This is a genomic window from Legionella sp. ST3F1 (assembly GCF_048553315.1).
In the GTDB taxonomy this organism is placed as follows: Bacteria; Pseudomonadota; Gammaproteobacteria; order Legionellales; family Legionellaceae; genus Tatlockia; species Tatlockia donaldsonii.
The window spans coordinates 1-380 of sequence record NZ_JBLZIO010000058.1 but is presented as its reverse complement, the minus strand read 5'-3'; the positions used below and the strand labels follow the sequence as shown (position 1 = coordinate 380).

Genomic DNA, 380 nt, shown 5'->3' with positions numbered 1-380 from the left:
CAGGCTTCAGTCCATGTAATTGCCGAAGGCTATGCTCTGGTCGGCAACCATGCCAAGGTAGAAGAGTACCGAACCAGCCATCAGGCTTCAGTAGATATAATTGCCAAAACCTATGCTGGGGCTGGAAACCATGCCAAAGTAGAAGAGTACCGAACCAGGCATCAGGCTTCAGTCCATGTAATTGCCGAAGGCTATGCTCTGGTCGGCAACCATGCCAAGGTAGAAGAGTACCGAACCAGGCATCAGGCTTCAGTAGATATAATTGCCAAAACCTATGCTGGGGCTGGAAACCATAACAAAGTGGAAGAGTACCGAACCAGGCATCAGGCTTCAGTCCATGAAATCGCCGTAATCTATGCCCTGGCCGGCTACCATGACAA

At 50.3% G+C, this 380-nt stretch carries 1 protein-coding gene; it reads left to right on the top strand.

Annotated elements, in window-relative coordinates:
- Window positions 1-380 (top strand): hypothetical protein (locus tag ACN4Z1_RS15950; protein WP_419423055.1); only part of this gene is annotated, 380 nt, incomplete at both ends.